Consider the following 25,572-nt stretch of genomic DNA (forward strand, 5'->3'; position numbering starts at 1 on the left):
GCAGCCGCGCAGCGGGCGGGCCGAGCTGAAGGCCGGCGAAGGCCGCGTCGTCCATCCGGAGCTGTTCCCGGAACCGCTGCCCGTCGCCTCCGCCGCCCTGACGGTGGCGGGGGACCGCGCCTCGGGCCGGCTGGAGGTGGAGCGGCTGGCGCTCGACCTCGGCGGGCCGACCGTGGAGGGCTCGGCGCGGGCCACCGTTGCCCGTCCCGATACGCCGGACGCCCGCCTGTCCGTGGAAGCCGCCGTGACGGCCCGGCAGGTGCCGGCGGACGAACTGCCCCGGCTGTGGCCGCTGGGGCTGGGGAAGAACGCGCGGGAGTGGGTGACCACCAACCTGTCCCACGGCATCGTGCCGGAGGCGACGGCCGCCGTCGCCGCCACCGGGCCGCTGGCCGATCTCTCGGCGATCGATCTGACTCATTTCCAGGCCGGCATCCAGGCCGAGGACATGACGGTGGATTACTTCCACCCGCTGCCCAAGGTGACCGGGCTGGCGGCGGAGGTGTCCACCGACGGCAAGACCTTCACCATCCACACCAAGGGCGGGCGGATCGACGACGTGCAGTTGGGGGACGGCACCATCGTCATCGGCGGGCTGGACACCGGCAAGGAGACCATGGACATCCGCGTCCCGGTCCGCGGGCCGGTGCGCACCATCCTGACCGTTCTGGACAGCCCGCCGCTGGGCTATCCCACCCGCCTCGACCTCGACCCCAAGCGGACGCAGGGGCAGGCCGACGCGCAGCTCCATTTCCAGTTTCCGCTGCTGGTCGATCTGAAGGTGGAGCAGCTGAACCTGGACGTCGCGGCGAAGCTGCGCGGCGTCGGGGTGGAGAAGGTCGCCGCCGGGCTGACCGCGACGGAGGGCGACCTGACGCTGGCGCTCGACATGAACGCCATGACGGTGAAGGGCAACACCAAGCTGGACGGCATCCCCGTCGCCATCGACTGGAAGGAGCAGTTCACCTCCACCGCCAAGGGGCCGCGCACCCGCATCGCCGTGAAGGGCGACGTGGACGCGCAGGACCTGCGCAGCCACGGCATCGACCTGGGCGAGCATGTGGAAGGGCCGATGGGGGCGGACGTGCTGTTCACCGTGGACCAGCGCCGCCGCTTCGGGCTGACCGCCGGGCTGAACCTGGAGAAGACGCACCTGCGCATCGACGAGCTGGGCTGGGAGAAGAAGCCCGGCGTTCCCGGCACGGGCAAGCTGGCGCTGGAGTTCCAGAAGGACCGGGTGACCCGCATCACCGGCCTGTCCGTCGAAGCCGGCGGTCTGCGCGCCCAGGCGGTCGTCGATCTGGCCCCCCAGACCATGGCGGTGACCAAGGTGGCGGTCAGCCAGCTTGCGGTCGGCCAGACCGACCTGAAGGCCGACGTGACGGTGCACAACGGCGGCAAGAACGGCTATTCCGGGACCATCACGGGCCAGAGCCTGGACGCCCGCGTGCTGGCCGGCAAGGCCGACCCGCCCAGCGGGAAGAAGCCCGGTCCGGACGACGAGAAGCCGCTGCCGCTCGACTTCGACCTGCGGCTGAACCGCGTCGTCTTCGGGGACGGGCGGCATCTGTCCGACGTGGCCGGGCGGATGAAGCGCGACAGCCTGTCCTGGACGAACCTGGACGTGAAGGCGCGGGCGGGCCGCGACGGGACGGTGTCGCTGCGCTACCTGCCGGGTGCCCAGGGCTTCCACGACGTGACCATCGCGGCCAGCGACGCGGGCGAGACGTTCCGCGCGCTCGACATCAACGACCGGGTGCAGGGCGGCGCGCTGAGCATCACCGGGCGCACGGTGGAGCCGCGGGCCGACGCCGCCATCGAAGGCCGGATGGAGCTGAAGGACTACGCGCTGGTCGATCCGCCGGTGCTGGCCCGCATCCTGAACGCCATCTCGCCCTCCGGCTTCGCGGAGTTGATGGGCGGCGGCAAGGGCATCCGGTTCGGGCGGGCGGTCGGCGAGTACCGCAAGGACGGGCGCCTGCTGACCGTGAAGGACCTGCGCACCTCCGGCTCGGCGCTCGGCCTCACCCTGGCGGGGGAGGTGGACATCGAGACCGACACGGCGAACCTGCGCGGCACCATCGTGCCGATCTACGGGCTGAACCGCCTGATCGGCCAGATCCCGCTGCTGGGCGACGCGCTGAGCGGCGGCGAGGGGCAGGGCATCTTCAGCGCCACCTGGCACGTCCGCGGCCCGCTGGCCGATCCGGACGTGACGGTGAACCCGCTCGCCATGCTGGCGCCGGGCTTCCTGCGCAACCTGTTCTTCCTCGGCGACGGGAAGGAAGCGCCGTCGCCGGGGACCTTCGAGAAGTAGGAGACTTTCATTCCCTCTCCCGGGGCGGGAGAGGGAATTTTTACACCGCCTTGACCAGCGCGTGGCGCTTCTTGCCGGCGCTCAGCTTGATCACGCCGTCGGCGTTCAGGTCGGCGGCGGTGGCCTTGGCGGTCTCGTCGGGGATGGCGGCGTCGTTCATCTTCGCACCGGCGCCCTTGATCAGGCGGCGCGCCTCGCCCTTCGACGCGGCCAGCCCGGCGGAAACCAGCAGATCCACCACCGCGACCCCGGCCTCAAGCTCGGCGCGGGGCAGGTCGATGGTCGGCAGGCCCTCGGCGGCGGCGCCCTGCTCGAAGGTGCGGCGGGCGGTCTCGGCGGCCTCCAGGGCGGCCTCCTCGCCGTGGGCGAGCTTGGTCACCTCGTGGGCCAGGATCTTCTTGGCCTCGTTGATGTCCGCACCCTGGAGCGCCTCCAGCCGCGCCACCTCGTCCAGCGGCAGCTCGGTGTAGAGGCGCAGGAAACGGCCCACGTCCGCGTCCTCGGTGTTGCGCCAGTACTGCCAGAAATCATAGGCGCTGAGCTTGTCGGCGGTCAGCCACACCGCGCCCGCGGCGGTCTTGCCCATCTTGGCGCCGGAGGAGGTGGTCAGCAGCGGCGTGGTCAGGCCGAACAGCTCCGCCCCGTCGGTGCGGCGGCCCAGCTCCACGCCGTTGATGATGTTGCCCCACTGGTCCGACCCGCCCATCTGGAGCACGCACGTCTCGCGCCGGAACAGCTCCACGAAATCATAGGCCTGGAGAATCATGTAGTTGAATTCCAGGAAGGTCAGCGGCTGCTCGCGGTCCAGCCGCAGCTTGACCGATTCGAAGGTCATCATGCGGTTGATCGTGAAGTGCCGCCCGATGTCGCGCAGCAGCGGGATGTATTTCAGCCCGTCCAGCCAGTCGGCGTTGTTGGTCATCACCGCGTCGGTCGGCCCGTCCCCGAAGGTCAGGTAGCGCCCGAAGATGCGCTTGATGCCCGCCATGTTGGCGTCGATGACCTCGTCGGTCAGGAGCTGGCGCGCCTCGTCCTTGCCGGAGGGGTCGCCGATCTTGGTCGTTCCGCCGCCCATCAGGACGATCGGCTTGTGGCCGGTCTTCTGCAGCCAGCGCAGCATCATGATCGGCAGCAGGCTGCCCACATGCAGGCTGTCCGCCGTGCAGTCGAAGCCGATGTAGGCGATGATCGGCCCCTTCGCCGCGCGCTCGTCGAGCCCGGCGAGGTCGGTGCACTGGTGGATGAAGCCGCGTTCCTGCAGCGTGCGGAGGAAATCCGATGTCAGCGTCGTCATGGCCGCGATCCGGCTGTCGTGGTAGGGTCCAGGGTCGCGTCTGTTAGCATGGAACGCGCGGCCCCACAATTCTCGGGGCTGGGTCGACAAGGGAACGGGGCAGGAAATGCAGACGGTCGTCGGGCTGATGAGCGGCACCTCCATGGACGGGATCGACGCGGCGCTGGTCCGCACCGACGGGGAGCGCCGGGCGGAGCCGCTGGCCTTCGTCACCGTTCCCTATGAGGACGGCTTCCGCGCCGCGCTGCGCTCCTGCCTGGGCGGCAAGGGGCCGGTGGAGGCGGTGGAGCGCGCCCTGACCGACGCCCACGCCGACGCCGTGCGCCGCCTGCTGGCGGAGGCCGGGACGGAGGCCGCCGCGGTGGACCTGATCGGCTTCCACGGCCACACCATTCATCATGATCCGGGGCAGCGCCGCACCTGGCAGATCGGCGACGGCGCCCGGTTGGCGCGCGAAACCGGCATCGCCGTGGTCAACGACTTCCGCACGGCGGACGTGGCGGCGGGCGGGCAGGGCGCTCCGCTGGTGCCGCTGTTCCACCGCGCGCTGGCCGATGGCCTGCCGCGCCCGCTGGCCGTGCTGAACATCGGGGGCGTGGCGAACGTCACCTGGATCGGGCGGGATGAGGACCTTGTGATCGCCTGCGACACCGGGCCGGGCAACGCGCTGGTGGACGACTGGGTCCTGTCCGGCCAGGGCGCGCGCTACGACTCCGGCGGTTCGCTGGCCGCGCGGGGGACGGTGGACGCGGACGCCCTGGCGGTGCTGCTCGCCCACCCCTACTTCGACCGGCCGGCGCCGAAGTCGCTGGACCGCGACGCCTTCGACCCGGCGCCCGTCCGCGGGCTGTCCGTGGAGGACGGGGCGGCGACCCTGACCGCCTTCACCGCCGCGTCGGTCGCCCGCATCGTCCCGCATCTGCCGGACGCGCCGCTGCGCTGGCTCGTCTGCGGCGGCGGGCGGCACAACGCGACGCTGATGGGCATGCTGGCCGACCGGCTGGGCGTGCCCGTCGATCCGGTGGAGGCGGTGGGCTGGAACGGCGACGCGCTGGAGGCCGAAGCCTTCGCCTATCTGGCGGTGCGCAGCCGCAAGGGCCTGCCGCTCAGCGTGCCGGCCACCACCGGGGTGCCCCGGCCGACAACCGGCGGACGCTTTCACCCGGCGGCGTGAGGGACGGGACCGCTACGGACGCGGGCGCGTGTTGTCGGTGCAATTGTCGGCGTGCTTGCACCAGTTTCCCAGGCCGCTGGCGATCTGGGCGTTGGTGCAGCCGGACAGCAGAAATGCTGCAAGACCGGCAACGACGGCGAGGCGAAGATGCTTCATGCCGCTCATTCCGCCACGGCGGCAACGGGGTTGCCCATCGCGCGGTCCAGATAATCATCCACCTGCACGGCCAGATCGTCGCTGCGGTTGGCGAAGAAGTGATTGGCGCCGGGCACCACCCGGTGGTCGATGCGGATGTCCTTCTGGTGCGACAGCTTGGTGACCAGCTTGTTCACCGCCGCCGCCGGAACCAGCTCGTCCCGGTCGCCGTGGATGATCAGGCCGGACGACGGGCAGGGCGCCAGGAAGGAGAAGTCGAACAGGTTGGCCGGCGGCGAGACGGACACGAACCCGTCGATTTCCGGACGGCGCATCAGAAGCTGCATGCCGATCCAGGCCCCGAAGGACACCCCGGCGATCCAGCAGACCGGGGCGTTCGGGTTGTGGGTCTGGAGCCAGTCCAGCGCCGCCGCCGCGTCGGCCAGTTCCCCCTCGCCCTTGTCGTAGGTGCCCTGGCTGCGCCCGACCCCCCGGAAATTGAAGCGCAGGGCGGAGTAGCCGCGCTTCGTGAAGGACTGGAACAGGGTGAAGACCACCTTGTTGTTCATCGTCCCGTTGTGATGCGGGTGCGGATGCAACAGCAGGGCCATGGGCGCGTTCGGGATCGTGCCGTGGGTGTAGCGCCCTTCCAGCCGTCCGGCCGGACCGTTGATCATCACTTCAGGCATGGGAACGGCGATCCTGACGCGAATATAAGGTGATCCGAACCACCGGCGGGCCGGAGGTCGGGCGCCACGGCAAGCAAACGTGGTTGCCCATGGACAAGCATGGATTTTTCGCACACAATTCTTGACCGTTTTGCTTGGTCATCATATATGCGTCGATGCGTCCTTCAAGGGCAACCCGCGCGACCGGTGAGGCACGGGTCGAGGGGTCTTGCGAAAGATCACCTCTTCCGGCAAGAGGGCGGACTATACCACGGCGGGTGTTCCGGTGTTCAAGCATCTTCGCGAAGAGATCGACGGTATCATGGCGCGCGACCCCGCCGCGCGGTCGCGGGCCGAGGTCGCGCTGTGCTATCCGGGCTTCCACGCCATCGTCATGCACCGCCTCGCCCATTACTGCTGGGATCGCGGCTGGCGCCTCATGGCGCGCGCCGTGTCGCACATCGCCCGTGCGCTGACCGGCATCGAGATCCATCCGGGGGCCACCATCGGGCGCCGCTTCTTCATCGACCACGGCATGGGCGTCGTCATCGGCGAAACCGCCGAGATTGGCGACGATGTGATGCTGTATCATGGGGTTACGCTGGGCGGCACCTCGCTGAACCAGGGCAAGCGCCATCCCACCCTGGAAAGCGGCGTGATCGTCGGCGCGGGGGCGAAGGTGCTGGGCGCCATCACCATCGGGCGCGACGCCCGCGTCGGCGCCAACGCCGTCGTGGTGGCGGACGTGGCGCCGGGCATCGCCGTGGTCGGCATCCCGGCCAAGGCGGTGGTGACGCGCGACAGCGTCGCGGCGCAGAAATTCATGCCCTACGGCACGCCCAGCGGGGACATCCCCGACCCGGTGGCGCGCGCGCTGAACGGGCTGCTCGATCAGGTGTCCACCCTGCGCCGGCGTGTTGAGGAACTGGAATCGGAGCGTGGCGGGGCGCATAATCCGTCTGTATACGAAACAACGGGCGTGTCCAACGGGGGCGCCCGGCCCGACCATGGGGTGCGTGAGCCGGTGTCCGCCCAGGGCGGTCCGGCGGCGTCCTGTTGAACCAAACACAAACACGAGGCTTGGCGCCGATCCGCTGGACGGTCGGGCCGGGGTGAAGGAAGGGTAAGGAGGGTAAAATGAGACTCAGCACCAAGGGACGCTATGCCGTCATGGCCATGGTCGATCTTGCTGCCACCAGCCAGGGGAGCCCCGTCGCCCTTGCCGACATCGCGGACCGGCAGGAGATTTCGCTCTCCTACCTGGAGCAGCTCTTCGCCAAGCTGCGCAAGGGCGGTCTCGTGAAGAGCGTGCGCGGCCCCGGCGGCGGCTATCTGCTGGCCCATCCGGCGGACGCGACGCGGGTGTCCGACATCATCCTGGCGGTGGACGAGCCGATCCGCACGACCCGCTGCGCCAACGGAACGCCGCAGGGCTGCCGCACCAACCGGTCGCGCTGCCTGACCCACGACCTGTGGGAGGAGCTGGGCAACCAGATCCACATGTATCTCAGCTCGGTCACCGTGGCCGACGTGGTGGAGCGCCGGATCATCGGCACCAGCAGCCTGACCATCCGCGCCCCGCATCCTGCGGACGAAGGTGCGGCGGTGGCGGCGGAGTAAGGGGACCGGCGCCCGGTAACCGGCCTTCATGACCCGCGTCTATCTCGACCACAACGCCTCGGCCCCGCTGAAGCCGGCGGTGAAGGCGGCGATGGTCCAGGCCATGGATCTCGCCGGAAACCCGTCGTCGGTGCACGGTTTCGGCCGTGCGGTCCGCCGCGCGGTGGAGGAGGCGCGCGCCCAGGTCGCCGCCCTGGCCGGCGTGCGGCCCGTCCAGACCGTCTTCACCGGCAGCGGGACGGAGGCCAACAATCTGGCGCTGCGCGGCTTCCCGGGCCGGCGGGTGGTCACCTCCGCCATCGAGCATGATTCGGTGCTGGAGGCGGTTTCCGGCGGCGCCCGCATCCCGGTGGACCGCAACGGCGTCGTGGACCTTGCCGCTCTGGACCGTCGGCTGGCCGATGGCGATGGGCCGGCGCTGGTTTCCCTGATGCTCGCCAACAACGAGACGGGCGTCATCCAGCCGGTGGCCGAGGCGGCGCGGATCGCCCACGCTCACGGGGCGCTGCTCCATTGCGACGCCGTGCAGGCCGCCGGGCGCCTGCCGGTCGACCTCGGCGCGCTCGGCGCGGATCTGCTGACCCTCTCCGCCCACAAGATCGGCGGCCCTGCCGGTGTCGGCGCCCTGATCCTCGCCGATGGGCTGGAACTGGACGCGCTCGTCCGCGGCGGCGGGCAGGAGAAGCGCCGCCGCGCCGGGACCGAGAACGTCGTCGGCATCGCCGGCTTCGGCACCGCCGCCCGCCTCGCCCGCGAGGAACTGCCCGGCACCGTCCGCCTGACCGCCCTGCGTGACGATCTGGAGGCGCGGGCGCTCGCCGCCGTTCCCGGCGCGCGGGTGATGGGGGCCGGGGCGCCGCGGGTCGGCAACACCAGCAACCTGCTGCTGCCCGGCGTGGCGGGGGAGACCCAGGTGATGGCGCTGGACCTCGCCGGGGTGGCGGTCAGCGCCGGTTCGGCCTGTTCCAGCGGCAAGGTGAAGCCGTCCCACGTCCTGGCGGCGATGGGTGAGGACACCGGCGACGCCGCCTGCGCCATCCGCGTCAGCCTGGGCTGGGACAGCGGCGGGGAGGCGGTGGAGCGCTTCGTCGCCGCCTACGCCGCCATGGCTGCAAGGCTGGCGCGCGCCCCTGCGGCGTAACCGCCTGCCCATGGCCTTTCCCTTCCGCCCCCCTTTTCGTCCCTCTTCTCGCCATGGTCCGTGTAAGGTTGCGCGGCGCCCGGCTTCTGGGTATCACCCGGCCAAACGCGCGGCGATCCGCCGATCCCCTGGCCACCCTGTGCAGCGCTTCGACGGACGGCAAGCATGACGACATCCGATTCCGGCCCGCCGCGGTCCTCCAAGGAGGGGGCTCCCAAGGGAATTGCCGGGACCATCGACGGCGATCTGGAGCCGTGCTGGCTGTGCGGCCGTTCGGTCGCGGCGCGGGCGATGTTCTGCCATTCCTGCGGGGCGGTGCAGGCGCCGCGCCCGCTCGACCCCTTCACCCGGCTGGGGCTGGAGCGCCGCTTCGACATCGAGCCGGAGGCGCTGGCCCGCCAGCACGCCGGTTTCTCCCGCGCCATGGACCCGGAGCGCTTCGCCTCCCGCGGCGCCCGCCAGCAGGCTGCCGCCCGCGCCCAGGCCGACGCACTGGCCGAAGCCTACGAGGCGCTGCGCGATCCGGTGCGCCGCGCCCGCTGTCTGCTGGCGTTGCTGAACGCTCCCGCCGCCGCCATCTCCGCGGAGGAGGACGAGGAGGTCACGGCGCTCGCCGACCGGCTGCACGGCGCCCCGGACGTGGCCGCGGTGGACCGTCTGGCCCAGGACATCGGTCGGCGTGTGGAAAGTTGCATCAAGTATCTTGCCATTGCCTTCCGCAACGGGCAGACCGACAACGCCGCGCGCATCCTCGCGCGGCTGGAGCGGTTGGAGACGCTGGCGGCCGAATCCCGGACGCGGCGCGCCGGCCTCGCTCCGAAGACTCCGTAACCACCGCCACCGCCACACCGACGCCTTTGTTCAGGAGAGTACCCCAATGCCCAAGATGACCTTCATCGAGCCGAACGGCACCCGCCACGAGGTGGACGCCCCGCTCGGCCTGTCCGTGCTTGAGGTCGCGCACAAGCACGGCCTGGACCTGGAAGGCGCCTGCGAGGGCTCGCTCGCCTGCTCGACCTGCCACATCGTCGTGGAGCCGGAGTGGTTCGACGTGCTGAGCGAGGCGTCGGAGGACGAGGAGGACATGCTCGACCTTGCGTTCGGCCTGACCAAGACCTCGCGTCTGGGCTGCCAGATCATCATCAGCGAGGAGCTGGACGGCCTGACCGTGCGCCTGCCGGGCGGCACCAACAACGCCATGCGCTGACCCCCGCCGCGGCGCCACCGAAGGCCGCCGCGGCCCGCATCCGCCACCGGGGAAACCGGCGCGCCGCCCCGTTCGCCGGGGCGGCGGCCCGCTTCTCCGGTGGTGAATTTTTTTGGAACCGGCCCATATAGGGCGTCATGAATTCCCTCGGCATTTCCAAGCGTCCCCAGGACACCCGCGTGGTCGTCGCCATGTCCGGCGGCGTCGATTCCTCCGTCACCGCCGCCGTGCTGCGGGAGGAGGGCTACGACGTGGTCGGCATCACGCTCCAGCTCTACGACCACGGCATCGCCTTGCAGAAGCCGGGCGCCTGCTGCGCCGGGCAGGACATCTACGACGCCCGTCAGGTGGCCGACCGCATCGGCATCCCGCACTATGTGCTGGATTACGAGGGCAAATTCTCCCAGGACGTGATCGACGACTTCGCCGACAGCTATCTGCGCGGCGAGACGCCGATCCCCTGCGTGCGCTGCAACCAGCGGGTCAAGTTCCGCGATCTTCTGAACACCGCCCGCGATCTCGGTGCCGACGCGCTGGCGACCGGCCATTACGTGCGCCGCATCCAGGGGGCGGGCGGGGCGGAGCTTCACCGCGCCATCGACCCGGGCCGCGACCAGAGCTATTTCCTGTTCGCCACGACGCGCGACCAGTTGGAGTTCCTGCGCTTCCCGCTGGGTGGCCTGACCAAGCCGGAAACCCGCGCGCTGGCGGCACGGCACGGGCTGGAGGTGGCGGCGAAGCCGGACAGCCAGGACATCTGCTTCGTCCCCAACGGCTCCTACGCCGACGTGGTGGCCAAGCTGCGCCCCGGTTCCGTCGAGCCCGGCGAGATCGTCCATGTCGACGGGCGCGTGCTGGGCCGTCACCGCGGCGTGGTCCATTACACGGTGGGGCAGCGCAAGGGGCTGGGCATCGGCGGCATCCGGGGCGCGGAGGAGCCGCTGTTCGTCGTCCGCCTGGAGCCCGGGCAGCGCCGCGTCGTCGTCGGCCCGCGCCGCGAACTGGCGCGGAGCGTGGTGACGATCCGCGAGGTGAACTGGCTCGGCCCCGACCTTGCTCCCGGCGAGGGTCTGGAGGTCGAGGTGAAGCTCCGCTCCGCCCAGCCGCCGGCCCCGGCGGTCTGGCATCCGGGGCCGGACGGCACGGCGCAGGCCGAACTGCACGAGCCGCAATACGGCGTGGCGCCGGGGCAGGCTTGCGTCGTCTACCGGGGCGATCGGGTGCTGGGCGGCGGCTGGATCGCCGGAACGGGGACCTGACGGAATCTTCGCAAAAAAGTGAAATTTCAGCGTTGACACCCCGGTCCCTCTGGAATACATAAGCGGCCCCGGCACGAACCGCGGCGGCCAACACCGAAACGGACCGCGCCGGACCATGATGGTAAGCACGATGGCAGCGTAGCTCAGTGGTAGAGCAGGGGAATCATAATCCCTTGGTCGGGGGTTCAAATCCCTCCGCTGCTACCATCAAAAAGGCCCCTGAACTTCCAATGCGAAGTTCAGGGGCTTTTTCATTTCCAGGCAGCCGTCCTTGAACGGCCCATGCCGGGCATGGTAGCAGCCTGTGCGGGGGGAGAGCATGCCGACTCCGTTGCCGCCGTTCGACCTCGATCTTCTGCGCACCTTTGTGACCATCGTCGATTGCGGCGGCTTCACGCGCGCCGCCGAGCGGTTGGGACGTACCCAGTCCACCATCAGCCTCCAGATCAAGCGGCTGGAGGATGGGCTGGGCAAGCGCGTCTTCGAGCGGAAGGGAAATGGGCTTGCCCTCACCCCCGAAGGCGAAATTCTGTTCGCTTCGGCGCGGCGCCTGCTGCAGATGGCCAACGAGACATGCGCCCGTCTTATGGAGCCGGACGTTGGCGGCACGGTGCGGCTGGGCACGCCGGAGGATTTCGCCACGGTGCATCTGCCGGACGTGCTCTGGCGTTTCGCCCGCGCGCATCCGCAGGTCAACCTGCAGGTCAACTGCGACTTCACCGCCAACCTGCTCGATGGATTCTCGCGCGGCGAATACGACCTGATCCTGTGCAAGCGCGAACCGCAGGGAACCTCCGCCGGGACCCGGGTCTGGCGGGAGCCCCTGGTCTGGGCGGGGTCCGCGCGCCTTCTTATCGACGCGGGCGGCCCGGTTCCGCTGGTGCTGGCGCCTTACCCGGACATCTACCGCAAGAGGGCGCTCGACGCCCTGGATGCCGCCGGCCGCCCGTGGCGCATCATCTACACCAGCCCCAGCCTGGCCGGAGTCCAGGCGGCGGTGCGTGCGGGCCTGGGGATCACCATCCTGCCCAAGGAGATGGTCGTGGCCGGATTCCACATCCTCGGTGCCGAGCGCGGCCTGCCCGATCTGGCGGACACGGAAGTCGCCCTGTACCGCGCGCCGGGAACCCTGCCCAAGGCCGCCGACCTGCTGGCCGAACACATCGTCCGATCCCTTGAGGGCGCCCACGGAAGCGTCCCCGGCTGACTGTCCCGTATCGGCTGCGGATGCCCTCGCCGCCGCTCCATCATGTCAGCACCGCGCGGCTCAGCGCGACGTAGAGCGGGATGCCGACGAGAATGTTGAAGGGGAAGGTGATGCCCAGGCACAGCGGCAGCGACAGGCCCGGATCGGCGGTGGGAAGGGCGTGCCGCAGCGCCGCCGGCACGGCGATGTAGGAAGCGCTGGCGCACAGCGTGACCAGCAGCACCGCATCCCCGAGCCCCAGGCCGAGAGCCGACGCGGCGGCGAGGCCGATTGCGGCGCCCACCAGCGGCATGCCGATTCCGAAGGCGATCAGCCGGGCGTTGAGCGAAGCGGCGGCTCTCAGCCGGGACGTGGCCAGATAACCCATCCCCAGAAGGAACAGGCTGAGCGCTCCGTCCCAGGGGGCGACGAACAGGCCGCTCAATTTCTCCAGGCCGGGCTTGCCGATGACCAGACCGACCAGAAGCGACCCCGCCAGCAGCAGGACCGATCCGTTGAAGGCCGCCTCCCGCACCGCCCCCCGGAGCGAACCGCCGCGGCCATGGCCATCGTCCATGGGCATGGACACCGTGCCCCCGCCAGCGCCGGCCGCCAGCACGGCGGTTCCCCTGGTTCCGGCAAGCAACAGCCCTGAGATGATGGCCGGTCCTTCCATGATCGCCAGCGCGGCAACCATATGGCCGCCGAACGGAAGGCCGTGGCTTTCCAGGACCCTGGTGGCGGTGACGAAGGTGACGAGGCTGACGGAGCCGTAATGCGCCGCGACCGCCGCGGCGTTGACGCGGTCCAGCCCGACCAGGGAGCGCAGCAGGGCAAATCCCAGAAGCGGCATGGTCAGGCTGATCAGCCCGGTCGTCAGAAGAAGCGGCAGGAGGGCGGCGGTGTCCGCCGCCGTCAGCGCGACGCCGCCCTTAAGCCCGATGGCGATGAGCAGATAAGCGGCCAGCGCCTTGTCGAAGCCTTCCGGGAACGGGATTCGCGCCCCCGCCAGCGCGATGAACGAGCCAAGCATGAAAAACAGGATGGGTGCGGACAGCAGGGTGTCCATGTCGCAATTCCTTCGTCACGGTTGCCGGGCGGAAGAACGGCCCGCCCGGCGCGACGATACGGACGCGCGGATTTGATGGGAAATTGATAGGATCAACAAAGCCCATTGAATTTATCAATGTCCGGGGCGGCGGACCGCGACGGGAGAGGGCCGCCTGCTCCCGTCCCTCCGCTGCCCATTCCGCTCAATCCTCGGTCAAGGCATGGGCCATGGCGTCCTGCAGGGGTGCCAGCACATAGTCGATGGCCCGGCGCTGGCCGGTCGCGATCAGCACGTCCGCGGGCATGCCCGGATGCAGCGCCGCCGGGCCGAGGTGCTCCAGCGCGCCGGGCAGGGGGCGGACACGGGCCACGAAATAGGGGGCGTGGGTCGTCGGGTCGGTCAGGCGGTCGGCGGAAACGTCCAGAACGGTCGCGTCGATCGGCGGCGTGCGGCGCGGCTTGAAGGCGCTGAGGCGCACCTGCGCGGTCTGGCCGGCCTTCACCACGTCGATGTCCAGCGGGTCGATGCGCGCCTCGATGGTCGGCGGGCCGTTGTCCGGCACGATGTCCATCAGCGGCTCGCCCGGCTTCACGACCCCCCCCACGGTGAAGACGGTCAGCCCGACCACGCGCCCCGGAACGGGCGCGCGGATCTCCGTGCGCTCCACCGCGTCGCGGGCGGCCTTCAGGCGGGCCGCCGTCTGGTCCTGGGCGTTCTGCGCCTCCTCCATTTCCGCGGCGATGTCGGACAGGCGGGCCGTCTCCTTGGCTCGGAGCTGGACGTCGGCGACCGCCACCGCCTGTTCGGCCAGCAGGGCGCGGGCGCGGGCCTGATCGCGGGTGCCCGTCAGGTCGGCCATGGCGCGCTTCAGCGACAGGACCCGCATCTTGCGCTCCAGCCCCTTGTTGAACAGGTCCAGCACGCCGGCCAGTTCCTCCTCGATGAAGACGATCTGCTCCGCCGCCGAGCGTTCCTGGGCGCGGTGGGCGGTCACCTCCCGCTCCGCCTGGAGACGTTGCTCGCGCAGGACGGCCAGTTCGCCGTCGTGGCGGGTCCAGCGGGCGGCGAAAAGCTGCTGCTGCACGGCCAGGGCGCGCCGGGCGGCGGGGACCTCGTCCACCACCGTCCTGGGGACGGAAAAGGCGCGCTGCCCGGCGTATTCGGCGCGCAGGCGGGCCATGCGCACCAGGGCCGCGGCCTGTTCGGCGGTCAGCTCCTCCAGGGTGGCCCGGCTCTGCGTCCCTTCCAGGCGGAGCAGGGTCTGGCCGGCGGCCACCGTGTCGCCGTCGCGCACCGCCAACTCGGCGACGATGCCGCCTTCCAGATGCTGGATGGTCTTGCGGTTGCCATCGACCACCACCGTGCCCTGCGCGTGGGCGGCGCTGTCCAGTGGCGCCAGAAAGCCCCAGCCGAGCCCGGCGCCCAGCGCCAGGGCGATCACCGCGCATCCCGCCCGCACCGCCCCGCCGATGGAAGGCTCCGCACGGCGTGGCTCCGCGATTATGGCGCGGCGGCTGACGGTCATCTCGGTCGTCGTCATCTCGGAGTCTCCGGTCAGAGGGTGGCGGCCGCGGCGGCCACGGGTTGCGGTGCGGCGGGGCCGGTGGCGGCGCCCAGGCGCCGGACCATCTCGGCCCGCGTGGCGGCCTGGTCGATCATGCCGTCGCGCAGCACGACGATGCGGTCCACGGCGTTGAGGACGGAAGGGCGGTGGGCGATCACCACCACCGCGGCGCCACCGGCCTTGGCCTCCGCAATGGCGCTCAGCAGCGCCGCCTCGCCAACGGGGTCCAGGTTCGCGTTCGGCTCGTCCAGAACGATCAGGCGGGGGGCGCCGTAGAGCGCGCGGGCAAGCGCGATGCGCTGCCTCTGCCCGCCGGAGAGCAGGGCGCCGCCCTCGCCGATCTCCGTCCGGTAGCCGTCGGGAAGGCGCCCGATCATCTCGTGCACGCCGGCCCGCCGCGCCGCCGCGGTCACCAGCGCCGGGTCGGGATCGCCCAGCCGGGCGATGGCGTCCTCCATCGTGCCGCCCAGCAGGCCGACGCCCTGCGGCAGGTAGCCGACATGCCGCCCGCAGTCGTCGCGGTGCCACCGCCAGACATTGTGGCCGTCGAGATAGACGCCGCCCTGGGTCGGCTCCAGCACGCCGACCAGCAGGCGGGCCAGCGTGGACTTGCCCGCCGCCGAGGGGCCGACGATGCCCACCGCCTCGCCCGGCTCCACCGAGAAGGAGAGGCCGCGCAGCGTCGGACGGTCCGATCCCGGCGGGACGTAGGTCACGCGGTCCAGCAGCAGATGCCCGCAGGGGCGGGGCAGGGGGGCGGCATCCGCGTCCGGCGTTCCTTCCGCCGTGAAGAGGCCGCTCAGGCGGCGGTGGCTCTCGCGGGCCGCGGACCAGTTCCGCCAGGAGTCGATCAACTGCTCGAAGGGCGCCAGCGCGCGGCCCATCAGGATGGAGGCGGCCAGCATGCTGCCCGGCGACACCTGCCGGTCCAGCACCAGCATGGTGCCGGCGGCCAGGATCGCCACCTGCGCCGTCATGCGGCAGACCTTGGCGAGCGAGGCGACGGCCTGCGCCCGTCCCGCGGTCCGGCTGGCGAGCCGCAAATGGTCATCCTGCACCGCCTGCCAGCGGCGGCGCAGGTTGCCCATCATGCCCATGGCGGCGACGGCCTCGACGCCGTGGGACGCCGCCTCGATGTCGGCGCCGTGGCGGCACAGGGCGCGGTTGGCCTCCGCCGCGCCCGGCATGGTCAGCATCCGGCCGAGCAGGCTCACCCCCACCAGACACAGGATGCTGCCCCCGCAGACAAGGCCGTAGAGCGGGTGGATGAGCGTCAGGAACAGCAGGAAGACGAGGCTGAGCGCCGCGTCGAGCGGTGCCGTGATGCTCGGCCCGGACAGGAACTGGCGCAGCTCGTTCACGTCGCGCAGCACCTGGGCCGGACGGCTGCCGCCGCCGCGCAGCAGGCCGCCCATCGACGCCTCCAGCGCGTCCATGGTCAGGGTGCTGGCCGCCAGATGGCCCATGGCCTGGGTCAGCCGCCCGCGGATGGCCTCGACCAGACCGAGCACCGCGAAGCAGCCCAGCGCCAGCAGCGACAGCGCCACCAGCGTTTCCACGCTGCGGCTGCCCAGCACGCGGTCGTAGACCTGCATCGTGTAGAGCGGCATCGCCAGTTGGATGAGGGCGAGAAAGACGCTGAAACCGCCCGCGGCGGCAAGGCCGCTCCCGATGCGCCGCCGGATCGCGCGCAAGGCTGGCGAGCCGGCCGGCGGGCCGGCTGGGGGCGTGTGGCGGGGTTCCCTTGCGGCCATGGGAAGGGCGCTCCTGTCGTCTTGAAAGGGGAAAGGGGCGCGCCGGGAAGGACGGCGCGCCCGGGACCTCGGTCAGGCGGATCAGTAGAAGGAGATGTCGCCCATCGGGTTGTCGCCCTTCACGATCAGGTCGTGATAGCCGGTGTCGTTCGCCGCGTTCCAGGTGACGACGTAGTAACCGTCCTTCTGCCAGATGCTGTATTGGCCGTCGGCGGGCGCGCTGGTGGAGCCGGCGTAGCTGTAGCTGCCCTTCAGCCAGATCTGGTCCTCGTCCTTGAAGTCGGTGATGGTGTCGGCCTGGTTGGCGTAGATGTCGCCGCTGTCCTTCGTTTCGAAGAAGAACCAGTCCGCCCCGGCCCCGCCGGTGAGCTGGTCCTTGCCCATGCCGCCGTAGAGATCGTCGAAGGTGTCGCCGCCGCTCAGCGTGTCGTCGCCGTCGCCGCCGTACAGCTTGTCGTAGCCGCTCTCGCCGTAGAGCTGGTCGTTGCCGCTGCCGCCATAGAGCGTGTCGGTACCGTAATAGCCCATCAGCAGGTCGTTGCCCGACTCTCCGTAGAGGACGTCGTTGCCGTTCCAGCCGTCCAGCGTGTCGTTGCCGGACCAGCCCAGAATGGTGTCGTTCCCGTCATAGCCCTGCACGTAGTCATTGCTGACGCCGTACTTGATCATGTCGAGGTAGTCGGCGTTGTTGGTACCGTACACGTTTGCCATGATGCGTTTCCTTCGGATCGGGGGATTGTGCCGTACAAGGGGGGAGGCGCTTCATTCGGCTTTCTTCTTGCCGTTTCGCTTTGAAGACCCCGCCCTTGCACAGCCATTCTTCCCGGATCGGGCATCCGGCACTGTTGTCCGCTTCACAGTTTCGATCAGGACGGAAAAGATCCGGCGGCCGTCGTTCCGGCGCGGGGTCCTCTCATTGCTCCATGACGTCGCCCAGAGTGGCGGCGAGGTCGGCGGGCTCCACCGGTTTGTGCAGCAGGCGGCAGCCGATGGAACGGGCCTCGCGCAGCCGTTCCGGCGCCGTGTCGCCGGTGATGATGACGATCGGCACGTCCCAGTGGTGGCGCACCATCTCGGCCACCTTGCGGCCCGTCTGCCCGCCGGGCAGGCGGTGGTCGGCCAGGACGACGTGGGGGCGGCTGCGCAGCCGGGGAAGGCGGGCCGCCAGTTCCTCCACCGAGCCGACCGCGGTCACCTGGACGCCCCAGCGCTTCAGCAGCATGGTCATGGCGTGGCGCACCCGCTCGTCGTCCTCCACCAGCAGGACCCGCCGGCCCCGCATGCGGTCCGCGGGGGAAGCCGCGGAGGCTGCCGTGGCGGCGGCGCTGGTCGCGGCGGCGGCCATGGCGCGGGCGGCGGCGGTCAGGCGGCGGTCAGGGTCGGGGCCGGGCGCAAGGACGGGCGCAAGGACGGGCTGAAGGACGGGTGCGGCGCGCGGAACGGTCACCGTGAAGACCGTGCCCCGCCCGACCTCCGACCGCAGGTCCAGCGTCAGGCCCAGCAGACGGGCCATGCGCGCCACCAGCGGCAGGCCCAGGCCGAAGCCCTTGGCCGCGCTGCGCTCCGGATTGTCGAGCTGGTGGAACTCCTCGAAGATGGCGGCGCGGGCGCCGGGAGGGATGCCGCGCCCGTCGTCCCACACCTGGAACTCCAGCGAACCGGGGCGCCGCCGGCAGCCCAGAAGCACCCGCCCGCCGCCCTTCGTCCCCTGCCTTCCGCCTCCGCCATGGCGGATCGCGTTGGACAGCAGATGGGCCAGTATCCGTTCCAAAAGCCGGGCGTCGGTCCGCACCGGCACCCCGGAGGGGTGGACGTGCAGGCTCGCCCCCTCGGCCCTGGCGGTGTCCCGGAATTCCTGGGCCAGCCGGCGCATCAGCGCGTCGGGACGGAACTCCGAGACCGAGACGTCGACGGCGCCGGCTTCCAGACGGGCAAGGTCCAGCATGCCGCTCAGCATGCCGCTCAGGCTGTCGATGGACGCCTGGAGCAGGTCCATCGCCTCGCGCGCGGCGGGGTTGGAGCCGACCGCGCCGCGCAGGATGTGGGCGTAGAGGGCGGCGGCCTGGATCGGCTGGCGCAGGTCGTGGCTGGCGGAGGTCAGGAAACGTGTCTTGGCCCGGTTCGCGTGCTCCGCCGTCTCGTGGGCGCGGCGCAACTCCTCCTCCCGCGCGGCGCGGCGGCCTTCGGCCCGATGCAGCCGGTCGCGGAGCCTGCCCATCTCCCGGCGCTGCTCGACCAGTTCGGCGGCCAGACGGGCGCTCTCCTCGACCAGCCGGCTGGCGTCGCGCTGCAGGCGGTCCGCGGTCTGAATCCCCTCGGCGAGGCTGCGGTTCAGCGCCCCCAGGCTTTCCCGCAACGCCTTTCCGGCGGTTTGCCCACCGTTGTCCGACTTTTCCGAATCCGCATGCTTGGGCATTGACGCCTCCACGATGGCCCCCGCTCACCGCCGCAAACCAACTCTCGTACCTCAGGCCACAACAGCGCAGATCAGGAAATGGCGTCGCGCCGGCGACGATTCGCGCGCGTGCCCGGCGCCTGGACATCGCCCCCAGGCTGTCGGCTGCGGAGCCATGACACGCGCTGCCCAAACAAGCGGCAGATTGTCGCACATCTGACGTGTCGTGCGGGCGGCAGACAGGCAACCGCACCGGCTCCGGCGGCACAAGGACCACGACAGAGCTGTTTATTCCCGAGGCGCCGTTTCGGCGCCAGCGAGGGTGTCATGAGCCATTCAGTTGGAGTCTCAAGACGATGCGGGAAACCGGCGGCGGGGCGGACCGGCCCTGCGCCGCGGCGCCCGCCCGCTGGCACGCCGGTTGCTTTGTAGGCAAATGGAAGCCCGGTCCACCCTGCGGACGTTCTTGACGTTGTTCGTTCAACGAACAATTTGAAGTCCCTGGCGCCTGCGTGACCCGTGGCTGGTGCATTGGAGGCAGGTTTGATCAACCCATTGATTACGGCCACCGCCGGCTGGTCCGAGGCGGTGGAGGAGCGGGCCCAGCGGCTGCTCCGCTATCAGGTCGGGACCGAAGGGCCGGCGGGCGTGCCGGTGACCGTGCAGACCATGTTCGAGCGCTGCGGCTACACCCCGGTGTCCAGCGCCCGTTTCCTGATTTGCATTCCGCCGCTGACCGCGATGCACGAGCTGACCAAGACCGTCGCCCGGTTCCGGATCGACGGGGAGGCCTGCCCGGACCCGGCGGGCGCGGCGAAGGCGGCGCTGTCCTTCGCCGGGCGCGCGGTGGCCGTTCATGAACTCCACCCGGAGCGCCGGTTCGTTGCCGGGGTGATCGCCTCCCTCCTGGGGTTGCAAGGGACCAGCCGGCGGTAGCGTCCGCCGGCGGCCGTGGCGGCCGTGGCGTCTGTGGGGAGCCGTGCCGTTCCGCGCGGCTCCTTGCCGCCTCTCGTTGAGCCGCCCCCCGTTGCGGAGAATCCGTCAATCTTTAAAAGTTGTAACCGTCCTTTGGTTGCTCGTGCCGCGGAGTCGATTTATCAGTGTTCGACGGCTTGACCATGGGCTGGTCCCACCAGCTCCCTGGCCAGTTCCCTGGGCTCGGGCGAAGGAGGGTGCGGCGATGGACAGGAAGCCGGTCGATTACGGGCAGTACAGCATCCTGGTCATCGAGGATCAGCCCTTCGTGCGCCGGACCATCATGCAGATCCTTTCGCAGATCGGTTTCCGTTCCATCGCCGAGGCCGACAACGGGGAGACCGGCATGCGGGAATGCATCCGCGCCACCCCCGACGTGATCGTCTGCGACATCGACATGAAGCCGGTGTCCGGTCTGCAATTCCTGGCCGAGCTGCGGGCCAGCGCGGAGGTGCGGAACCGCCGCACCCCGGTGGTTTTCCTGACCAACCATACGGAATCCGAGATCGTGAAGAAGGCCATGGCCCTGGGCGTCAACGGCTTCGTCGTGAAGCCGCCGTCCTTCGGCGCCCTGAAGGAGCGGGTGGACCGCCTTCTGGCCGGCAAGTGAAGGGGGGATGGGTGGCGTGACGGGCGTGGGTGTCGTGGTGCGGCGCGCGGTGGTTTGCGGTCTGGCGGTGCTGCCGCTGGCCGCATGCTCGGGGGAGCCGGGCGAGTCCGACATGCGCAAGCTGGTGGAATCGCACACCAAACGGGCGCTGGACGGCCAGGGGCAAGGCGGTTTCCGTGCCTTCGACGGCTTCCGCAAGCAGGGCTGCGTGAACACCAAGTACAAGGCCGGCGCTCCGCCGCCGGAGGACAAACAGTATGATTGCTATTACGAGGCCCGCTTCGTACCGCAGCCCGGCATGCCGGTGATGACCGTGAACGGCAAGGGCCGCTTCACCCGCACCGACAAGGGGCTGACCTTTGAGGATCTGGGAGCCCAGCCGCGCTGATGCGGCGAGGTTGATGCGGTAAGTTCGAACAATGTCCGGAAAAGGAAACGGCCGGTCATGACCCTGTCATGAACCGGCCGCGTCAGATGGTGGAAGGGGCTGGATTCGAACCAGCGTACGCATACGCGGGCAGATTTACAGTCTGCTGCCTTTAACCACTCGGCCACCCTTCCGCTGATGCTTGACGCGACCATCGGAGACCTGCCGTCCGTCGGGCCTTGACTGGCCTTCCTCGCGGCGGGTGGCGATATCTAACGGGTGACGCGGCGCGGGTCAAGCGGCTTTCTTCGCCCGCATCGCTTCTTTGTTCACGCCCCCTCGCCACGGGCGACGCGGGCCAGCGCGCTCAGCGGGTCGCCGTCCTCCGCGCTGAAGCAGGCGGCGAAGTCGTCGCACACCTCGCAGTTCGGCGATTTGCAGAGCATCAGCCCTTCGCGCTCGCACAATTGGCGGTAGAAGAACTTCTTCCACTTCATGTCGCCGCTGTTCAGCGCGACCAGCGACGGGAAGTGGCGGCGGAACATGGCGTTCAGCTCCCGCCGGTTGGCGAAGCCCATGTCCTGCCAGAGATGGTTCGGCCCGAGGGTGCGGCGGGCCACGATGGCAGCCAGCCATTCCTCCTCCGCGGTCCCGGCGGCGCGGTGGTCGAGCAGGAAGGCCCGCAGATCCTCCTCCTCGATGGCGTCCTCCCCGTTGTCGTCCGGCAGGTTGGCCGGCAGGGTGGGGAGGAGATACGCGAAACCCGCCGCGTGCCGCCGGATCAGCTCGGCGAGCGCGCCGCGCGTCAGCCCCAGCGAGGCGGTGATGCTGACGCCGGGATGTTGCGCGGCCAGCCCCAGGATGCGCGCGAACAGCAGCCGGTCGAGCGCCGGGCCGTCCGCCGTACGGTCCAGGGCATCCGGGGGCGGATGGGTGGAGAAGGCCAGGGCCGGGTCGGCAACATCGGCAATCATGGTCGGCGAACTCCCGCATCGGGGGTTTCTGCGGTCATGACCTTCATGGTGGACCAAATTCCCGCACCTGCGAAGTGGTTTTTTGCGGATGCGTAATAGCCCGGGCCTTCAGCCGTTCAGAACCTCCACCGTGAAGCGCTCGAAAAAGCCGTCGATGACGCGGTCGGCCTTGGCCTTGACCAGCTTGACCGCCAGCCGGCCCACGGCACCGCCCAGCGCCGCGGCGAGCGTGAAGGACAGGTGCGTGTGGCCGTCCACCTCCTCCAGCGTGATGCGGGCCTCGCCTTTGACGGCCCCGGCGAGGCCGCCTTTGCCCTCGGCGTAGAGGATGTAGAAGCGCGGCGCATCCTCCGGCGCCACGCGGACCCGTCCGGCGAAGCGCGCGTTCAGCGGCCCCACCGTGGCGCGCACGCGGGCGGCGTATTCGGTGGGCGACAGCCGGCTCATCTCTTCCAGCACCGGGATGCAGCGTTGCAGGACGGCGGGGTCGCACAGCGCGGTGAAGACCCGCTCGCGCGCCGCCGGAATCCGGTACTGGCCGTTCAATTCCATGGATCACCTGTTGCTGGCCGGGGATATCCTGCGATTTGGTATACGGATGCCCCGCTTCCAAGGCGCGCAATCGAGTACGGAGGGCGACAGACATGCGGCAGGCCGTCACGACGCTGACCACCCGGACCCGCGGCCAGGGTCTGTTCGAGATGACGGAGCCGGTGGCCCGCTGGGTCGCCGCGCAGGGCATGGGCACGGGGCTGCTGACCGTCTTCTGCCGGCACACCTCGGCCTCCCTGGTCATCCAGGAGAACGCCGACCCGGACGTGCGCACCGACCTGGAGCGTTTCTTCAAGCGGCTGGTGGCCGAGGACCCCGCGCTCTACGACCATACGCTGGAAGGGCCGGACGACATGCCCGCCCACATCCGCAGCGCCCTGACCACCGTGCAACTGTCCATCCCCGTGCTGGACGGGCGGATGGCGCTGGGCACATGGCAGGGCATCTACCTGTTCGAACACCGGACCCGGCCCCACGACCGGTCCCTGGTGCTGCATCTGCTGGGCGAATAAGGGGCAGGCAGCCGCGGTTTCACCCCAGCCAGCGTTCGAGGTGCGGCTGGAGCCACCACCACAGGGCGACGGCGGCAGCCAGCCAGACCCCGACCATCAGGGCCGCTGCGGTGTAGCTGACCGGCCGGGCGGCGTGCCGGGCCGCGGCGGCGCGGTGCTCCTCCAGCACCGCCGCGGGGATCAGGCGAACGACCAGCAGGATGCCGAGCGGCACGATCAGCAGGTCGTCCAGGTAACCCAGAACCGGCACGAAGTCGGGGATCAGGTCGATGGGGCTGAGCGCGTAGGCCGCCACCGCCGCGGCGGCGACGCGGGCGTACCACGGTGTCCTCGGGTCCCGCGCCGCCAGATAAAGCGCGATCACGTCGCGCTTGATCCGCCGCGCCCATGCCTTCGCCGCCGCCAGCATTCCGGGCTCCCCGGCCATGCCTACCCGGCGGCCGGAGCCGGGCCGGCGGACTGGCGCAGCCGCTCCAGCAGGGACTTGGTGGCGAAGCCGTCCGGCACGGCGCCGATGGATTTCTGGAAGCGGCGCACGGCGTTGCGGGTGTTGGCGCCGACGATGCCGTCCGCCGTCCCCGGCTCCATGCCCAGCGACGCCAGCCGTTCCTGAAGCTCGATCCGTTCGTCGCGGCTCAGCGCCGGTTCGTGGCGCGGCCAGCTTCCCTGCACGCCGGAACGGCCCGCCAGCCGGTCGGACAGCAGCGCCACCGCCAGCGCGTAGCTGGTCGAGGGGTTGTACTTCATGATGGCCCGGAAATTCTCCCGGACCAGGAAGGCCGGACCCTGCGCCCCGGCGAGCATCAGGACCGCCGCCGGCTCCTCGCCCGCCAGTTCGCCGCCGTTCACCGGGCGGACGCCCAGGCGCCGCCAGTCCGCCATCGGCTTGGTGATGTTGTATTCGGCCTGTTCATAGGGGAAACCGGCGGGCAGGGTGACCTCCTCGCCCCAGCGCTCGCCGCTGCGCCAGCCGTTGGCCTGCACGAACCTGGCGGTGGAGGCGAAGACGTCGGGCAGGCTGCCCCAGATGTCGCGCCGCCCGTCGCCGTCCTCGTCGGTGGCGTGCTTCAGGAAGATGGTCGGCATGAACTGGGTCTGGCCCATGGCGCCGGCCCAGGACCCGCTCATCCGCTCCGGCGGGATGTCGCCGCTGTCCAGGATGCGCAGGGCGGCCAGCAGCTCCGTCCGGAAATAGCTGGCGCGGCGGCCCTCGTAGGCCAGCGTGGTCAGCGCGTCCACGACGGAGAAGCCGCCGGTGAAGTTGCCGAAGTCGGTCTCCACGCCCCAGAAGGCCACCAGGATCTCCGCCGGGACGCCGGAGCGCTGGCTGACCCGGCGCAGCAGCGCGCCGTTGTCCTGGATGCGCTGGCGCCCGGCCTGGACGCGGCGGTCGTTGACCGCGCTGTCCAGATACTGCCAGGGCTGGCGGTTGAACTCCGGCTGGGAGGAATCCAGCTCCACCACCCGGTCCGACAGCTTCACGTTGGCGAAGGCGCGGTCGAAGGTCTGCGCGCGGATGCCCTGGCCGAGCGCCTCCGCGCGCAGGGCCTTCAGCCAGTCGGCGAAGCTGACGGCGGGCTGGACCGGGGCCGGCGCGACGCTGGCCGCGGAGGCGGCGGATGCCTTCGCGGTTCCGGACGTGGTGGTCGCCGACACGGGTGGGGCGCCCGTCGTCTGGCAGCCGGCCAGGATCGTGGTGGCGAGCAGAAGGCGGACGGGAAGGGACAGCAGGGGGCGCATGCGCTCTCGTGACCATCAGGGAAAAGCTGGGCCGGAGCCTAGGACGGACCGGCCCGCCACTCAACGGACAAGTTCCGATCAGCGTTGCCTTCGCAGTGAACAAAACTTGAACAAACGGGCTGGAATGCCCATATGCAGGGCACTCCGAAACCACCAGGACGATGTTCGCGGCGCCGCCCCCCGGCGCGCCGCCCAGAGGGTTCGCCATGCCGTACTTTCCGACCATCGAACTCACCCCGCAGGTGTCCCTGCTGCTGGCGCGGGGTGCGCTGCACCTGAATCCCGGCCAGTGGGTGCGGGGGCCGAGGGGGTATGGCCGCTACCTCCGCACCGATCCGCGGACCGGCACCACCTATGTGAGCTGGCTCCGCCCCGGCGACGATTGGGAAACCGCGTCGCAGCGGTTCAGCCGGGCCTGCCGGAAGGGCTTCGTCGGGCGCTACCGCGCCAATTACGAGGCGGAGAAGGCACGCCGGGAGATGGCCCGCCTGATCGCCGAGGCCGACCGGGCAGCGGATCAGGCGGCGGGCCCCGCCCCGGTGCGGGACGAGCGGCAGCCGACGCTGTTCTAGGCGGGACACCCCGCGTCCGGACGCGCCCATGGAGAGCAGAGGCTTGGCCGAAGGGACCATCAACGCCATCCGCATCGGCTGCGCCGGGTGGAACATCCCGAAACCCTCCGCCCCGGCCTTCCCGGCGGAGGGCACGCATCTGGAGCGCTACGCCCGCGTCTTCCCGATGGTGGAGGTCAACAGCCGCTTCTACCGCCCGCACAAGCCGGAGACCTGGGAACGCTGGGCGGCTTCGACGCCGCCGGACTTCCGCTTCGCCGTCAAGCTGCCGCGCGCCGTCACGCACGAGCAACGGCTGAAGGACTGCGCCGCGCTTTTGGAGCATTACCTTTACGAGGTCGGCCATGCCGGCGGGCGGCTGGGGCCGCTTCTGGTGCAACTGCCGCCGACGCTGCGCTTCGACGCGGCGGTGGCCGGCCCCTTCTTCGCGGCCCTGCGCGAGCGCTTTGCCGGCCCCGTCGTGTGCGAGCCGCGCCACCCGAGCTGGTTCGCGCCGGAGCCGGAC

The 25,572-nt window shown here is 70.4% G+C and carries 26 protein-coding genes, 2 tRNA genes and 1 pseudogene; 16 read left to right on the forward strand and 13 right to left on the reverse strand.

Features of this window, described 5'->3' with window-relative positions:
* A partial coding sequence (locus tag QSG27_RS16200) for a YhdP family protein (protein WP_306707863.1) occupies positions 1–2,317 on the forward strand: 2,317 nt, incomplete at its 5' end.
* Between the two features lie 40 nt (positions 2,318–2,357).
* Here QSG27_RS16200 and tyrS read toward each other — a convergent pair.
* Positions 2,358–3,611, reverse strand: coding sequence for a tyrosine--tRNA ligase (gene tyrS / locus QSG27_RS16205; protein WP_306707864.1), 1,254 nt, complete (start codon positions 3,609–3,611; stop codon positions 2,358–2,360).
* A 106-nt stretch (positions 3,612–3,717) separates the two neighbouring features.
* Here tyrS and QSG27_RS16210 point away from each other — a divergent pair, with 106 nt between their 5' ends.
* Entirely contained in the window at positions 3,718–4,785 is a 1,068-nt protein-coding gene (locus QSG27_RS16210; RefSeq protein ID WP_306707866.1) for an anhydro-N-acetylmuramic acid kinase, read from the forward strand.
* A gap of 12 nt (positions 4,786–4,797) precedes the next feature.
* On the opposite strand, the gene QSG27_RS16215 is transcribed toward QSG27_RS16210, so the two are convergent.
* Together QSG27_RS16215 and QSG27_RS16220 are read right to left on the reverse strand one after the other, a co-directional pair.
* Positions 4,798–4,941, reverse strand: a complete 144-nt coding sequence (locus QSG27_RS16215) for a hypothetical protein (protein ID WP_306707868.1) — start codon at positions 4,939–4,941, stop codon at positions 4,798–4,800.
* Between the two features lie 5 nt (positions 4,942–4,946).
* Entirely contained in the window at positions 4,947–5,609 is a 663-nt protein-coding gene (locus QSG27_RS16220; protein WP_306707870.1) for an alpha/beta hydrolase, read from the reverse strand.
* 265 nt (positions 5,610–5,874) lie between these two features.
* Between QSG27_RS16220 and cysE the strand changes: the two genes are divergently transcribed.
* The 8 genes from cysE (at position 5,875) to QSG27_RS16260 (ending at position 12,022) form a co-directional block, all read left to right on the forward strand.
* Positions 5,875–6,648 (forward strand): serine O-acetyltransferase, encoded by a 774-nt coding sequence (gene cysE / locus QSG27_RS16225; RefSeq protein ID WP_306707872.1) that lies wholly within the window; start codon positions 5,875–5,877, stop codon positions 6,646–6,648.
* Between the two features lie 77 nt (positions 6,649–6,725).
* On the forward strand, positions 6,726–7,208 hold the full coding sequence (locus QSG27_RS16230; protein ID WP_306707874.1) for an Rrf2 family transcriptional regulator: 483 nt from the start codon (positions 6,726–6,728) through the stop codon (positions 7,206–7,208).
* Between the two features lie 28 nt (positions 7,209–7,236).
* Positions 7,237–8,349, forward strand: coding sequence for a cysteine desulfurase family protein (locus QSG27_RS16235; RefSeq protein WP_306707876.1), 1,113 nt, complete (start codon positions 7,237–7,239; stop codon positions 8,347–8,349).
* Positions 8,350–8,514: 165 nt separating this feature from the next.
* Positions 8,515–9,180, forward strand: coding sequence for a molecular chaperone DnaJ (locus QSG27_RS16240; protein ID WP_306707878.1), 666 nt, complete (start codon positions 8,515–8,517; stop codon positions 9,178–9,180).
* A gap of 46 nt (positions 9,181–9,226) precedes the next feature.
* A complete protein-coding gene (locus QSG27_RS16245; RefSeq protein WP_306707880.1) occupies positions 9,227–9,556 on the forward strand; it encodes a ferredoxin family 2Fe-2S iron-sulfur cluster binding protein in 330 nt (109 codons plus the stop codon).
* 137 nt (positions 9,557–9,693) lie between these two features.
* The gene (mnmA, locus tag QSG27_RS16250; RefSeq protein ID WP_306707881.1) at positions 9,694–10,815 is read left to right on the forward strand and encodes a tRNA 2-thiouridine(34) synthase MnmA; all 1,122 of its coding nucleotides are present in this window, start codon (positions 9,694–9,696) and stop codon (positions 10,813–10,815) included.
* Between the two features lie 132 nt (positions 10,816–10,947).
* A tRNA-Met gene (locus QSG27_RS16255) sits at positions 10,948–11,022 on the forward strand.
* A gap of 112 nt (positions 11,023–11,134) precedes the next feature.
* Positions 11,135–12,022 (forward strand): LysR substrate-binding domain-containing protein, encoded by an 888-nt coding sequence (locus QSG27_RS16260; protein WP_306707883.1) that lies wholly within the window; start codon positions 11,135–11,137, stop codon positions 12,020–12,022.
* Between the two features lie 40 nt (positions 12,023–12,062).
* Here QSG27_RS16260 and QSG27_RS16265 read toward each other — a convergent pair whose 3' ends face one another.
* The 5 genes from QSG27_RS16265 to QSG27_RS16285 all read right to left on the reverse strand — a co-directional run bounded on the left by QSG27_RS16265 (position 12,063) and on the right by QSG27_RS16285 (position 18,786).
* The gene (locus QSG27_RS16265) at positions 12,063–13,070 is read right to left on the reverse strand and encodes a sodium-dependent bicarbonate transport family permease (RefSeq protein ID WP_306707885.1); all 1,008 of its coding nucleotides are present in this window, start codon (positions 13,068–13,070) and stop codon (positions 12,063–12,065) included.
* 184 nt (positions 13,071–13,254) lie between these two features.
* On the reverse strand, positions 13,255–14,592 hold the full coding sequence (locus tag QSG27_RS16270; RefSeq protein WP_306707887.1) for an HlyD family type I secretion periplasmic adaptor subunit: 1,338 nt from the start codon (positions 14,590–14,592) through the stop codon (positions 13,255–13,257).
* A 14-nt stretch (positions 14,593–14,606) separates the two neighbouring features.
* Positions 14,607–16,370: a type I secretion system permease/ATPase gene (locus QSG27_RS16275; RefSeq protein WP_306707889.1), complete on the reverse strand. Its 1,764-nt coding sequence runs from the start codon at positions 16,368–16,370 to the stop codon at positions 14,607–14,609.
* Positions 16,371–16,451: 81 nt separating this feature from the next.
* Entirely contained in the window at positions 16,452–17,081 is a 630-nt protein-coding gene (locus tag QSG27_RS16280; protein WP_306707891.1) for a calcium-binding protein, read from the reverse strand.
* A 202-nt stretch (positions 17,082–17,283) separates the two neighbouring features.
* Complete coding sequence (locus QSG27_RS16285; RefSeq protein WP_306707893.1) at positions 17,284–18,786, reverse strand: ATP-binding response regulator; 1,503 nt, start codon at positions 18,784–18,786, stop codon at positions 17,284–17,286.
* Positions 18,787–19,308: 522 nt separating this feature from the next.
* On the opposite strand from QSG27_RS16285, the gene QSG27_RS16290 reads away from it, so the two are divergent.
* From QSG27_RS16290 to QSG27_RS16300, 3 genes are all read left to right on the forward strand, one after another.
* Complete coding sequence (locus tag QSG27_RS16290; protein WP_306707895.1) at positions 19,309–19,701, forward strand: hypothetical protein; 393 nt, start codon at positions 19,309–19,311, stop codon at positions 19,699–19,701.
* Between the two features lie 244 nt (positions 19,702–19,945).
* Positions 19,946–20,350, forward strand: a complete 405-nt coding sequence (locus tag QSG27_RS16295; protein WP_109068072.1) for a response regulator — start codon at positions 19,946–19,948, stop codon at positions 20,348–20,350.
* A gap of 16 nt (positions 20,351–20,366) precedes the next feature.
* Positions 20,367–20,738 carry a hypothetical protein gene (locus QSG27_RS16300; protein WP_306707899.1) on the forward strand — a complete coding sequence of 124 codons (372 nt, stop codon included), beginning with the start codon at positions 20,367–20,369 and terminating at the stop codon, positions 20,736–20,738.
* Between the two features lie 87 nt (positions 20,739–20,825).
* Here the strand turns inward: QSG27_RS16300 and QSG27_RS16305 are convergent.
* From QSG27_RS16305 to QSG27_RS16315, 3 genes are all read right to left on the reverse strand, one after another.
* A tRNA-Tyr gene (locus tag QSG27_RS16305) sits at positions 20,826–20,911 on the reverse strand.
* A 135-nt stretch (positions 20,912–21,046) separates the two neighbouring features.
* On the reverse strand, positions 21,047–21,691 hold the full coding sequence (locus QSG27_RS16310; RefSeq protein WP_306707901.1) for a nitrogen fixation protein NifQ: 645 nt from the start codon (positions 21,689–21,691) through the stop codon (positions 21,047–21,049).
* Between the two features lie 108 nt (positions 21,692–21,799).
* Positions 21,800–22,243: a CoxG family protein gene (locus tag QSG27_RS16315; RefSeq protein ID WP_306707903.1), complete on the reverse strand. Its 444-nt coding sequence runs from the start codon at positions 22,241–22,243 to the stop codon at positions 21,800–21,802.
* Positions 22,244–22,335: 92 nt separating this feature from the next.
* On the opposite strand from QSG27_RS16315, the gene QSG27_RS16320 reads away from it, so the two are divergent.
* Complete coding sequence (locus QSG27_RS16320; RefSeq protein ID WP_306707905.1) at positions 22,336–22,755, forward strand: secondary thiamine-phosphate synthase enzyme YjbQ; 420 nt, start codon at positions 22,336–22,338, stop codon at positions 22,753–22,755.
* A 19-nt stretch (positions 22,756–22,774) separates the two neighbouring features.
* Here QSG27_RS16320 and QSG27_RS16325 read toward each other — a convergent pair.
* A pseudogene (locus QSG27_RS16325) lies at positions 22,775–23,158 on the reverse strand (YkvA family protein); the annotation flags it as partial.
* 26 nt (positions 23,159–23,184) lie between these two features.
* Positions 23,185–24,495, reverse strand: a complete 1,311-nt coding sequence (locus tag QSG27_RS16330) for a lytic murein transglycosylase (protein ID WP_306707910.1) — start codon at positions 24,493–24,495, stop codon at positions 23,185–23,187.
* Positions 24,496–24,701: 206 nt separating this feature from the next.
* Between QSG27_RS16330 and QSG27_RS16335 the strand changes: the two genes are divergently transcribed.
* Both QSG27_RS16335 and QSG27_RS16340 read left to right on the forward strand, forming a co-directional pair.
* Entirely contained in the window at positions 24,702–25,067 is a 366-nt protein-coding gene (locus tag QSG27_RS16335) for a hypothetical protein (RefSeq protein ID WP_306707912.1), read from the forward strand.
* Between the two features lie 43 nt (positions 25,068–25,110).
* The coding region (locus QSG27_RS16340; RefSeq protein WP_306707914.1) for a DUF72 domain-containing protein at positions 25,111–25,572 on the forward strand (462 nt) is incomplete at its 3' end.

This window comes from Azospirillum isscasi (assembly GCF_030849505.1).
Taxonomy (GTDB): Bacteria; Pseudomonadota; Alphaproteobacteria; order Azospirillales; family Azospirillaceae; genus Azospirillum; species Azospirillum isscasi.

Coding starts and splice junctions, on each gene's coding strand:
- tyrS (WP_306707864.1), bottom strand. CDS start 3,611: ATGACGACGCTGACATCGGATTTCCTCCGCACGCTGCAGGAACGCGGC.
- QSG27_RS16210 (WP_306707866.1), top strand. CDS start 3,718: ATGCAGACGGTCGTCGGGCTGATGAGCGGCACCTCCATGGACGGGATC.
- QSG27_RS16215 (WP_306707868.1), bottom strand. CDS start 4,941: ATGAAGCATCTTCGCCTCGCCGTCGTTGCCGGTCTTGCAGCATTTCTG.
- QSG27_RS16220 (WP_306707870.1), bottom strand. CDS start 5,609: ATGCCTGAAGTGATGATCAACGGTCCGGCCGGACGGCTGGAAGGGCGC.
- QSG27_RS16230 (WP_306707874.1), top strand. CDS start 6,726: ATGAGACTCAGCACCAAGGGACGCTATGCCGTCATGGCCATGGTCGAT.
- QSG27_RS16235 (WP_306707876.1), top strand. CDS start 7,237: ATGACCCGCGTCTATCTCGACCACAACGCCTCGGCCCCGCTGAAGCCG.
- QSG27_RS16240 (WP_306707878.1), top strand. CDS start 8,515: ATGACGACATCCGATTCCGGCCCGCCGCGGTCCTCCAAGGAGGGGGCT.
- QSG27_RS16245 (WP_306707880.1), top strand. CDS start 9,227: ATGCCCAAGATGACCTTCATCGAGCCGAACGGCACCCGCCACGAGGTG.
- mnmA (WP_306707881.1), top strand. CDS start 9,694: ATGAATTCCCTCGGCATTTCCAAGCGTCCCCAGGACACCCGCGTGGTC.
- QSG27_RS16260 (WP_306707883.1), top strand. CDS start 11,135: ATGCCGACTCCGTTGCCGCCGTTCGACCTCGATCTTCTGCGCACCTTT.
- QSG27_RS16265 (WP_306707885.1), bottom strand. CDS start 13,070: ATGGACACCCTGCTGTCCGCACCCATCCTGTTTTTCATGCTTGGCTCG.
- QSG27_RS16270 (WP_306707887.1), bottom strand. CDS start 14,592: ATGACGACGACCGAGATGACCGTCAGCCGCCGCGCCATAATCGCGGAG.
- QSG27_RS16275 (WP_306707889.1), bottom strand. CDS start 16,370: ATGGCCGCAAGGGAACCCCGCCACACGCCCCCAGCCGGCCCGCCGGCC.
- QSG27_RS16280 (WP_306707891.1), bottom strand. CDS start 17,081: ATGGCAAACGTGTACGGTACCAACAACGCCGACTACCTCGACATGATC.
- QSG27_RS16285 (WP_306707893.1), bottom strand. CDS start 18,786: ATGCCCAAGCATGCGGATTCGGAAAAGTCGGACAACGGTGGGCAAACC.
- QSG27_RS16295 (WP_109068072.1), top strand. CDS start 19,946: ATGGACAGGAAGCCGGTCGATTACGGGCAGTACAGCATCCTGGTCATC.
- QSG27_RS16310 (WP_306707901.1), bottom strand. CDS start 21,691: ATGATTGCCGATGTTGCCGACCCGGCCCTGGCCTTCTCCACCCATCCG.
- QSG27_RS16315 (WP_306707903.1), bottom strand. CDS start 22,243: ATGGAATTGAACGGCCAGTACCGGATTCCGGCGGCGCGCGAGCGGGTC.
- QSG27_RS16320 (WP_306707905.1), top strand. CDS start 22,336: ATGCGGCAGGCCGTCACGACGCTGACCACCCGGACCCGCGGCCAGGGT.
- QSG27_RS16330 (WP_306707910.1), bottom strand. CDS start 24,495: ATGCGCCCCCTGCTGTCCCTTCCCGTCCGCCTTCTGCTCGCCACCACG.
- QSG27_RS16335 (WP_306707912.1), top strand. CDS start 24,702: ATGCCGTACTTTCCGACCATCGAACTCACCCCGCAGGTGTCCCTGCTG.